6 protein-coding genes and 2 pseudogenes are annotated in these 10,215 nt (G+C 68.4%); 3 read left to right on the top strand and 5 right to left on the bottom strand.

Annotated elements, in window-relative coordinates; genetic code table 11:
* Together ADK55_RS05770 and ADK55_RS05765 are read left to right on the top strand one after the other, a co-directional pair.
* Nucleotides 1-1,102: pseudogene (locus tag ADK55_RS05770) on the top strand (PHP domain-containing protein); the annotation flags it as partial.
* 147 nt (nucleotides 1,103-1,249) lie between these two features.
* Nucleotides 1,250-1,876, top strand: coding sequence for a class I SAM-dependent methyltransferase (locus ADK55_RS05765; protein ID WP_053676365.1), 627 nt, complete (start codon nucleotides 1,250-1,252; stop codon nucleotides 1,874-1,876).
* Nucleotides 1,877-1,969: 93 nt separating this feature from the next.
* Here ADK55_RS05765 and ADK55_RS05760 read toward each other — a convergent pair whose 3' ends face one another.
* Genes ADK55_RS05760 through ADK55_RS05750 form a run of 3 tightly spaced genes read right to left on the bottom strand, consistent with a single transcriptional unit; the run spans nucleotide 1,970 to nucleotide 6,077 of the window.
* The gene (locus tag ADK55_RS05760; protein ID WP_233416276.1) at nucleotides 1,970-2,476 is read right to left on the bottom strand and encodes a DUF6262 family protein; all 507 of its coding nucleotides are present in this window, start codon (nucleotides 2,474-2,476) and stop codon (nucleotides 1,970-1,972) included.
* A gap of 8 nt (nucleotides 2,477-2,484) precedes the next feature.
* Nucleotides 2,485-4,965 (bottom strand): tyrosine-type recombinase/integrase, encoded by a 2,481-nt coding sequence (locus ADK55_RS39070; protein WP_053676364.1) that lies wholly within the window; start codon nucleotides 4,963-4,965, stop codon nucleotides 2,485-2,487.
* Nucleotides 4,962-6,077 (bottom strand): tyrosine-type recombinase/integrase, encoded by a 1,116-nt coding sequence (locus tag ADK55_RS05750; RefSeq protein WP_234349912.1) that lies wholly within the window; start codon nucleotides 6,075-6,077, stop codon nucleotides 4,962-4,964. Before ADK55_RS05750 ends, ADK55_RS39070 begins: the two co-directional genes overlap by 4 nt.
* Before the next feature lie 215 nt (nucleotides 6,078-6,292).
* Between ADK55_RS05750 and ADK55_RS05745 the strand changes: the two genes are divergently transcribed.
* Nucleotides 6,293-7,429 (top strand): barstar family protein, encoded by a 1,137-nt coding sequence (locus tag ADK55_RS05745; RefSeq protein WP_053676367.1) that lies wholly within the window; start codon nucleotides 6,293-6,295, stop codon nucleotides 7,427-7,429.
* Between the two features lie 851 nt (nucleotides 7,430-8,280).
* Here the strand turns inward: ADK55_RS05745 and ADK55_RS39065 are convergent.
* Together ADK55_RS39065 and ADK55_RS40395 are read right to left on the bottom strand one after the other, a co-directional pair.
* Nucleotides 8,281-8,982: a hypothetical protein gene (locus tag ADK55_RS39065; protein ID WP_053676362.1), complete on the bottom strand. Its 702-nt coding sequence runs from the start codon at nucleotides 8,980-8,982 to the stop codon at nucleotides 8,281-8,283.
* Nucleotides 8,983-9,032: 50 nt separating this feature from the next.
* Nucleotides 9,033-10,215 (bottom strand): annotated as a pseudogene (locus tag ADK55_RS40395) (hypothetical protein); the annotation flags it as partial.

Raw genomic sequence — 10,215 nt, 5'->3', positions numbered from 1 at the left:
CCCCGGCTCCACGCCCCGGCCCCGCACCCCGGCACGCGGAGGCGCGCACGTGGTGGAGCCGCCGCTGCGGATCACCCTGCTGGCTCGGAACGCCGCGGGATGGGCGCGGCTGTGCCGTCTGGTGTCCGCGGCGCACGCCGATGCGGCGGAAGCACCGCCGGTGGTGTCCTGGGAGACGCTGCGGCGGTACGCGGACGAGGATCTGCTGGTCCTGCTGGGGCCGGTCTCGGAGCCAGTGCGCGCCCTGTCGGCGGGGCGGCCCGACCTCGCCGAGCGGCTGATCGCGCCGTGGCGGGAGGTGGCCGGCGCGAACCTCCGGCTGGAGACGGTGTGCTGGGGTGTGCCCGGAACGGGGCCGGGCTCGCTGCGGCTGGCCGCCCGAACCGTCGGCCTCGCCGACCAGCTCGGCGTCCGGGTCGAGCAGTTGGATTACGAACTCGGCGTCATCGGGAAGCTGGAGTACGAGGCGTACTTCCTGGCGGTCGCCCAGGTCGTCGCGGATGTCCGCGCGATGGGTATCCGCGTCGCGGCCCGCGGGTCGGGTGCCGGTTCGATGGTCAATCATGCGTTGTTCGTGGCGACGGCCAACCCTCTGGACCACGACCTGCTGTTCGAGCGTTTCCTGTCGGAGCGCAGGTCATCGTTGCCGGACATCGATGTCGATGTGGAGTCCGCGCGCCGCCTGGAGGTCTACGACCGGATCATCGAACGCTTCGGCACCTCCAGGGTCGCCGTGACGGGCATGCCCGAGACCTACCGCGCCCGCCACGCCCTCAGGGACACCGGCCTCGCCATGGGCATCGCGCCACAGGTGGTCGACCGGATCGCGAAGTCGTTCCCCCACATCCGCGCCTGCGACATCCGCGACGCCCTCGCGACGCTGCCGGAACTGAAGCAGCTCGCGGCGGAAGCCAGCTCGTTCGGGCCGCTGTGGGAACTGGCCGAAGGCCTGGACAAGCTGCCGCGGGGCATCGCCATGCACCCGTGCGGGGTGATCCTCTCCAACGCGACGCTCTTGGACCGGCTGCCGGTGCAGCCGACGCCAGGCGGCCAGTACCCGATGGTCCAGGCCGACAAGGAGGACGTCGATTCTCTGGGGGTCGATGCTGTTGCCGTGGGTTCTGTCTCACGTTGATGCTGCTCAGCGACCTAGTAGGTGAGTTTATGCATCACAACACCTGTGGTGCTAGGGCCGGTTCGTGACCGTGTGACAGGCAGCCAGTTGTGTGCCGGTGTTAGCTTCTCTCCCGTGGGATACCAGGACGAGACCAGGGCGGCCTATGACGGGGTCGTCGAGCTGTATGCATCGTTGTTTGCCAATCGGTTGGAGACGCAGCCGTTCTCGCGGAGCATGATCGGCACTTTCGCCGAACTGGTGCGTGAGAACGGGAACTTGCGGGCAGCTGACGTCGGGTGCGGGCCGGGACATCTGACGGCCATGCTGCACGACCTTGGACTGGACGCTTTCGGGCTCGACCTCTCCCCGGTCATGGTCGACCACGCCCGCCGGGCCCATCCGGCGCTGCGGTTCGATGAGGCGAAGATGGAGGCGCTGCCGGTCGAGGACGGCTCGCTCGGTGGCTTGCTGGCCCACTACTCGATGATTCATACCCCGCCCGGGGAACTGCCCGCGCTGATCGCCGAGCAGGTGCGTGTCCTGGCGCCAGGGGGCCTGCTCCTGGTCTCGTTCTTCGCGACTGACGGGTCGGAGCCGGTTCGCTTCGACCACAAGGTGACGCCCGCCTATAGCTGGCCGGTGGACCGGTTTGCCGAGTTGCTGGCGGGTGCCGGGCTCGTCCCGTTCGCTCGGCTGGTCCACGACCCGGCCTCCGAGCGAGGCTTCCTCGATGCCCACCTGCTGGCCCGCCGCCCCTAGAGACTGTCCCGTGAGCGGTTCTCGGCGGCCTTTGGCCGCCGAGAACCGGCGTGGGTGACCTGAGCGATCAGAACGGACCGTGGCCAGTCGTGATCAAGGCCGGTGGTTCAGGGCCCGGGTCAACTCCCGATTGGCCGCTCGAGCAGCTTCCAGCTCCTCGGTCCGCTCGTCGAGTTCGCCTTGCTTGGCGGCGACTTCCTGCTCGAGGAGAGCGATGCGACGCTGGAGGTGGTCGATGTCGACGGGTGCGCCAAGACCGGATTCGGCCCAGATGGCATCGCCGAGCTGGGAAGACAGGCGGCTCTCCAGCTGGCGGACCCGTGCCGCGAAACGCTTATTGCGTTCGAGTGCGTTTGTGAGGTCGGTTTGCAGCGAAGTCCGACTGACCGCTGCTGTTCGGCCCTCCTCAACAGGGGTGTTGGCGGCGGCATGGACGCGTTCGAGCAGGTCGGGGTGGCGATAGAGGAAGGTGCGGTCAACCCGGGCGGCTCTGGCGAGGCCGGAGACGGTGATGTCCCCACCGTTCTTGGCGGCGGCGTCGATGGCTTTCAGGACGCGTTCGCGGCGGCGGGCCGAGTCGGCGCGCTTGCCCTCGATCATGGGGTTGGTCATCCTGCGGGCCTTTCGGGGCGGAGGTCCTGGGGCGGCCTGATGCGGGGCAGGCCGAGTGAGACGACGCGGCGGGTGCGGCGGACCGTGGCGACGGCTTCCTTGATCTGGATGCGGTCCTCCTCGGTGAGGTCCTCGAGGTCTTCGCGGACGCGTTTGACCAGGCGGCGGACCCGGGTGATCTCCTCGTCGGAGGGCATGGCCTCGGCCTTGGCCCATGAATCGGCGGCGAAGGCGGCGAGGCGTTCGCGGCCGCGGAGGAGATCGGCGAGGTATGCCTCCAGGTCGGGGAGGTAGGAGACGTCGGTGCGGAAGTGATCGCAGCCGACGCAGCGGAAGCGGACGGGGCAGTCGTGCCCGCCGGCCTGGACGTTGGTGGGCTCGGTGCAGAGTCCGTAGGGGACCTGGACCTCGCCGACGGCCCGGCGGGCGTGCTCGGAGTCGAGCAGGGCTTGTGCCTTGCGCCAGACACGGTTGCCGTTCCGGTCGAACTGCATCGCGGTGACCCGCTCGACGGCCTCGCGCTTGCGGGTGTCGGTGACCCGGTAGTACTGCTGAGTGGTCGTCAGCTGGCGGTGATCCATAAGGGACTGCAGGGCATCGGGCGCGACGCCGGCGTCCGCGTGCCGCTGGGCGTAAGTGTGCCGGTAGGCGTAGGGGAAGATTTTCGCCTTGTCGAACGGCAGCATCTTGGTGACCTGGCGGCCCTTGATCGTGACGACCGTGGGGACCAGGAACTCGGGCAGTCCCTCGACCCAGGCGCGATGGCGGGCGGCCAGCCATTCAGCCGTGATCGGCTTGGTGCCCGTGGCGTTGGTCAACACAGTGGGCAGCAACTTGAGCTCGGCGGTGGGGGTGTTCGGGAACCGTGCCCGTACTCGTTCCTGCTGGGCGATGATCACGGCGCCGGTCTCGCCACTGATGGGCAGGCGACGGGCCTTTCGGGCCGCCTTGTGGTTGTCATAGACCAGCGTCAGCTTGCCGTCGTCATCACGCTCGAGGCAGTCGTAGGGAAGCTTGCAGATCTCCGCGGGGCGGCGGCCGGTGTCGATGATCAGCTCGACCCCGGTGCGGATCTCGGAGGATCCCGTGGTTTCGAGGCCGTCGAGGTGCTGGCAGAGCTGAGTCATCACCTCGGCCGGCAGGTCCTTGCCGGCCTCGTTGTCCTCGGGATCGTCCGGGACGTCCTCGGCCTGCAGGCCGAAGGTTTCGCTGATCCCGTGCAGGGGCTGATCGCGCTGGGTCAGACCCAAGGTCCGCATCCGGCTCAGCAGCCGCCGGACGTAACGGACCACGCGGACGTGCGCGTATCCGCTGAGCTCACCCTGCTCGTTCAGGAACCGCAGCCGGTGCAGAAAGATCGTCACGTCGACGCGCTCAAGGGCACGAACGTCCTCGCCGCGATCGGGCCGGTTCAGCCGCAGGCTGTCCGAGAGCTGGAGGATCGCGTTGATGTGCGACTGGACGGCGGTCCGGCTCTTGCCCCGACGCTTGGGAATGTCGTCCAGGGCCCACGACTTCGTGGCCTCCCGCAGCCAGAGCTGACTGATCTTGTCGAAGTAGATGTTGCCGACCATGCCGAACGCGTAGCCGGACCAGATGTCCTTGTGCCGCTCGGTCTCCGGAGTCAGACCGACACGGCCGAGGTGCTTGAGGAAGCCCGTGGCGATGTTCTTCGTCTGGTGGTTGAAAGCGCTCAGGTCGAGCTCGCCGAGGGTGGTGACCTGCTGGGAACGGACTCGGTCGCAGAACGGCCGCAGGAGGTAGTCCTTCTGCATCACGCCCTCAGCCACGCGTTCCTGCAGCCCGTAGAGGATTTCGTGCACCACTCGATCGGGTAGTCCGCGCAGGCTGATCACGCCGTTCTGCGAGATCGCGTTCGTGGTGCGGCGCCAGTGGTCCTCGTCGCCGAGCGTTCCCTTGCGGATCGCGGCCCGACGGCGCTGTGCGTGCGCGGGGCAGTAGCCGGCCGGGCTCTGACGTTGCCGGTAACACGCGGCGACGTTGCAAGGGCCGAACGCCTCCAGCGGGACGACGTCGGGATGCTGTACGAACTCTTCGACCGGGATCTTGTAGATCCGCTTCTGCTGATAGAGGTGAGCCGCGCAGAGCGGGGTGGCCAGGCCGTTGCTGGGCCGGGCGCACTGCGGAACCTGGCAGGTGACCTCGCCGATGGCCCGCCAGTACCGCTTCGCGGTCCCGGCGAACTCCTCGATGCTCTGTCCGCTCTTCTCCCAGCGCCGCATGCAGCCGACGCAAAGGCCCTGCTGGAAGGCGTAGTAGACCATCTTGTCGCAGCCGGCGACCAGGCACTCCGGGGCGCTGAACTGCGGGTGGTCGCGCGGGATGAACAGCAGCCTGATCTGCGGGTCCCAGCCCATGAGCTGCAGGAACTCCGGCGTGATGGCCTCGCGCAGGGGATCGTTGAGTTCGTCCGCCGGGGAGTCGGCGGACGAGACGACGGCGTTGATCATGGTCATCGGCCCTCGCCCCCGAACTGCAGGCGGGGAGAGGGGACTCGCTCGATGGCGTCCCGGAGCCGGGCGCGGCTCGGGTGGAGATAGGGCCTGGGCGAGTGCGGGTTCTTCTGGCCGAGCAGGGCCTGGACCTCGTCCAGGGAGCCGCCGGCGTCCGCGACGTTGCTGGCCATGGCGTGGCGACACATCCGCGGCGTGATCATCCGGCCCAGGCCGGCCCGGCGGGACAAGGACTCGCAGAGCTCGCCGATCGCGTCCGTCGTGACCGGCTTGCCGTAGGGCGGCCGGAAGAGGTTGATCAGGAGGAAGTCGCTGTCGCTGGAGGGCAGTTGCTCATGGCGTTCCAGCGCGTACTGATCGAAAGCCTGAACCACGAGGAAATCCACCGGCATCGCCCAGGTCTTCTTCGACTTCGACCAGGCGCCGTTCTCGTTCTGTCGGCGGGCGATGTGAACGTGGGCGCCCTCGATGTCACATCCCAGCGGTCTGGAGTCGATCAGCAGATGACAGTCGCTGCGGTACAGACCCGCGACCTGTCCCGGCCGCAGGCCGACGCGGGAGAGAAGCAGCAGCGTCAGCCGGTCGCGGGCGGAACGGCAGGCCAGGAACATCGCCACGACCTCCTCGTCGCTGGCGCGGTCGATGTCCGTCTCCGGCTCCTGGACCCGGTGCCGGGCGCGCAGCCGCAACCGCATGCCGTCGCTCTCGCCCTGGGCAGCCTCGGGCAGATCACGGGTGTCACCGACCTCGTAGATCTGCTCCAGCACCGAGGCCGGCACCAGCTTGTTCGTGACGCCGTAGAGCAGGAACATCCGCACCGCGGTCAGGACCTTGTTCACCCGGATCTCGCCCCGAACGGGCTTCGCCCCCGGCCCCGGCACGACGACCGGAGCGTTGCCGCCGCGGCCCGGTGTCCACTTCAGCCAGAGCATGAACAGCCCCATGTCTTGGGCTGCAGTCCTCCAGTCCCTCCCCGTGGCCGTGCACCAGCGGAAGAACAGCACGACTCCCTCGGCGTACGCCTTAGTTGTCGTCTCCGCTCGACCCCTTGCGAGCCGGATCTCCCGCAGGAACCGATCGGCTTCCTTGACCACCTCGAAGTCGTCGTCAACCACCGTCCAGTACCGGGTACCCGACGGCAGCACGACACGAAAAGCCCGTACTTTCACTCTGCCATCCGGGCGCCGTCGACGAGACGTAACCGAACTCGGAAGCCCGTCCCCTTCCTGGCCAGGGCTGGCAGGGTCCGTATCGTGGCGCGAAGGTTGCTCACATGTTCGGGGGTTGGGTGCGCATCACAGATCACGCTCGGTGGGATCGGGGCTTCCCGGTGAAGTACCTCCTGGTGCAGGAGGACGAAGACGGCGTGGAACAGCTCTGGGGGAGGTGTGCGGGCGTCGAAGGGCTGTTCGTCGACCCGGTCCCGCCGCCACGGGAGATCCTCACCCTCCGCGGATGCAGCCCCGATGACTTCCTGAGCGAGGTCCTGGCCGAGCCCGGCGTCTCGTTTCGGGGTCTGGGCGACGTGGGCGTCGAGGTCTGGGACGACGAGCAGCCCGTGCAGTGGTGGACTCTCGTCGATGCGGTCGTGGTGGCCCATCAGCCCCACCCCGGCGACCCGGCGCGGTACGACATTGTGCTCGGTGCCGGCGTCAGGAACGACGAGAGCTTCTTCGAAGTGCCTGCGACACCACGCTTCGAGCTTTTCGCGGGAACGACGGTCGCTGCTGCAAGTGCAGGCCGGTGCTCCGATGTGGACGGCCTGTTCAATCCGCGAGCGGACCCGGCCCCTGTCTCGATGGAGCTGATCGGCTGCGAGGCTACGGAACCACTGCTCGTAGGGACTCAGCGACCACGCCGGTGGACACGGGGCTGGGCCGATCTCCTGGTGCTGGATCGCCATGGCGCTGTGATGGCCTCGCGCTCCGTGGGCCTGGCCATCACCGGAGCGCGCCCGTCTGTGCTCGGCGATGGGCTGGAAGACATAACCCTCACCGATGGCGGCGCCGATCGACCATCGTCGGCGGCCCGCTCGATCTGGGCGGAGTGGTATCAGGGCCCGCCAGAAGCCCCCAACATGTGGGCGCCGTATGACTCGCAGGGCAGGGCCGCTTGGCTCGACCTCACCACCCGTGCCTGGCGGGTGCCCGCGCCTCGACCGGACCGCTCTGGCGGCGAGTACCATCTCGACGGCCGGTTCGTCACGGACGTCCCCGGGCTGCACTGCGCGATCGCCGAGGCCTTGCTCGGACCTGGCCGCTACTTCGGCCGGGAGTGGAACGCCTTCAAGGACTGCCTGTGCGGTGGATTCGGAGTGGCCCCGCCCTTCACCTTGACCTGGCATGACTCTGAAGTCGCACGCCGCGCACTGGCGGATGTTGTGGAGGATCCGGAGGGTCAACTCTCCTACTTCGAGGAGATCGTGCAACTCCTCGAACGGCGCGGCGTCACGGTCGTGCTCCGGTAGCCCCCTACGCAGGCACGATCGGCATCTGAACGCCACAAGTATGCGGAGGGAAAGCCAATCGCTCGTCACCGTGAGCATCAATGGCTGAAACATAGCCGGCCCTGTCAGCGAGGAGGCAGCCGGCGCCCAGGAGCCGTCAGCGCCCTGAACCGGGCCCTCGCCGACAACGACGCCGCCCGCCTCCTCCAGCCCCTGACCGACACCCGACCCCACCTGCGCCCCGAAGACTCGGCCCTCGCCGACCACATCCACGCCCTGGCCCGGCATGCCGACCAGCTCCGCCAAGACCGCCACGACCAGCGCACCGCCTGACACTTCTAGGACGACCAGGGATGGGAGGCAGCATCTGGGCGAGGCGGGACATCACGGATCAGGGGCGCGACCTTCCCGGTCGGCACACTCCACCACCTCTTCCCGCAGTCCGTTCGGACCAGCCGCAATGGCGGGCACCACTTGTCGGGGTGACGGTGGCGGGAGCGCCGGCGGGCCTGCTGGCGCTCTCGCCGCACCCCCGCACGAGGAGCCAGGCGAGAGCGCTGGAATCCAGTTTTCACCCATTCCTCGCCCGAAGTCCTGGCGCACCCTGGGTAGCACCCGGCATCGCGTCGGTCGGGACGAAGGCGCTGGAGATGAGAGGCAGCGCAGGTCGGGAGGCTCTTCGTAATGTGGATGTGGCGATCGGTGCCGTGGGACGGCCGGGCGAGGACGACCGGAGGATGCACGTGATCGACACCAGTGACATCGGCGCTGACGGCAGGAGCCTCCGCCGCCCCGTCGAGGAAGTACAGGAGCCGGGGTCTGAGGGTCCGCCCCTCCGCGAACGTCGGGTCGCGAGATGGCAAGCCCAGCCCTCAGGGACGCGTGACGGCGGCCACGATCTCCCCGATGAGCTTGGCCGCCTTGAGCTCCTCCAGAGCGACCAGGCCCGCCTCCTTGGCCTCCGCTTCGGTGCCGGGGATCAGATCGGTCGACTCCCAGCGCAGGTCACGGCCGAACACCTCGTCCGACTGCTCGTCCCTCAGCACTCGCCGCCTGAGGAGGGGGCCCTGTCGGTCCTCCGCGGTGTAGTACACGACTTGCCCGTCGGCGTCGAGCGCGTCGAGGACGGTGTCGCCGAGCAGCGTGACGGGCGGGTTGCCGAGGTGGCTCTCCAGGGTGCCCAGCCGGAACCGCACACCTGTCAGATCGAGGAACCCCGCATCGTCCCGGGTGAACTCGCCGCCCCGCTCGTAGAAGAGGACCAGCGGCTCGTAGAGATCGGGAAGGTCCGAGAACGCGGCAGGGTTCTGCGCCCGGAGTTCCGCCATGCGGACCGCGCCCGAGCAGGTCTGCCGAACCTCGCCATTGGGCAGGCGATCCAGGAATTCAGCGAGTTCGGCTGCCAGTTCAGGAGTCGGCTGGAATTCTGGATCCACGTACGAGGTCACATCGAAGAAGGGCCAGCCACCCTCGGCCGCGTACGCCTGGGCCCACACGGCCGCCCGGCGCGTGTATTCCCGGAACAGGACACGACGGGACTTGACATGCCCGAAGGCGAAGTCCCAGTCACTCATCCAATCAACCGCACGGAGGCGATTCAGCGTGGCGGATTCCGTCCGATCGGTCACTTGAGCTCAATTCCCTTCGCGCGCAGCTCGTCCTTCAGAGCTGCCACCACTTCGTCGATGTTGGACAGATCGGACGCCAGCTCGATCTTGGGGACGTCGAACCCTACCGCACGCCAGTGATTGAACCCGCCCCTGCCCTCGTTCACCGCGAGGTCGTGCGCACCGGCGTCGCGGGGGCTTCTGGGGAATTCGTGATAGTACTCCACCGGGCCGTCGCTGTTCTGGAATGAATCCCACATGTGCGGAGCGTCGACCGTATAAGGAAGGCCGGCTTCCAACAGCTGACTCTCGACGTATTCATGCCCGATGTACCGCTCGAACTTGGTCGTCTCCTCCGGAGTGAGGCTACGCCGGCTCGCGGCTTCCCAGATCTCCGCGATATCGCTTCGCGGCGTGAAGTACCCGTTTCTGGAAAGGCCGGGGGCCTCGGCCACCACATGCTCTGTGAGGAAGAAGTGGGTACGTACACGGTCCAGCACCTGCGGACTGATACCGGTGTTGTCGGAAATCGCCGCGATGTTCAGGTTCTCCGGGTTGGCTCGGATGTCGTCATAGAACCGCGCCGCCTGAACGTGCGAGTCGGTGGGCTCCTCGATGTAGCGCGCACCGTCCGGCCTGGGCTCGGACCCGCCGGGAAGCACCCCGTCATCAGCGGTGCCAAGGGGGCCGTCAGGGACGGGGCCCCCTGGGACCTCGCCCTCGTGCGGGATGCCCGGTCCTTCGCCGTGGCCGCCGCCCGTGGGTGCGGTGTCCGCCTCGCCGTGGCCGGTACCTCCGCCGCCTCCAGGTTCCGTGTGATGGTCGTGCGGAGCGTTGTCCGCGCCGCCGTGCCCCGAACCGCCGGGCTGGTGGCCGCCACCACCGGTGGTGCCGTGGCCGCCAACGGACGGCGTGTGTGAACCGGCGCCGCCGCTCGAGCCGCCGCCGGTCGGGTGACCGCCGGTCGGGTGGTCTGTGGCGTGGCCTCCCGTGGGGGGCGTGTTGTGCGTACCGCCGCCGGTGGGGTGGGAGCCGTCGCCGGGGTGCATCGATGTCGGCGGTGTCCCGTTTCCCGGGTGTGCGGAGCCCGTGGGGTGGCCGGTGCCGTTCTCGACGTGGCTCGGACCCCCGGCGCCTTCGAGGACCCGCTCCTTGACGGGGGCGGGGACGGGGGCGGGTTCGTGGTGGTTGGGCAGGTCG

Source organism: Streptomyces sp. WM4235, assembly GCF_001279725.1.
In the GTDB taxonomy this organism is placed as follows: domain Bacteria; phylum Actinomycetota; class Actinomycetes; order Streptomycetales; family Streptomycetaceae; genus Streptomyces.
The sequence above is the reverse complement of the archived record's forward strand: the minus strand, read 5'-3'. Positions and strand labels throughout refer to the sequence as shown.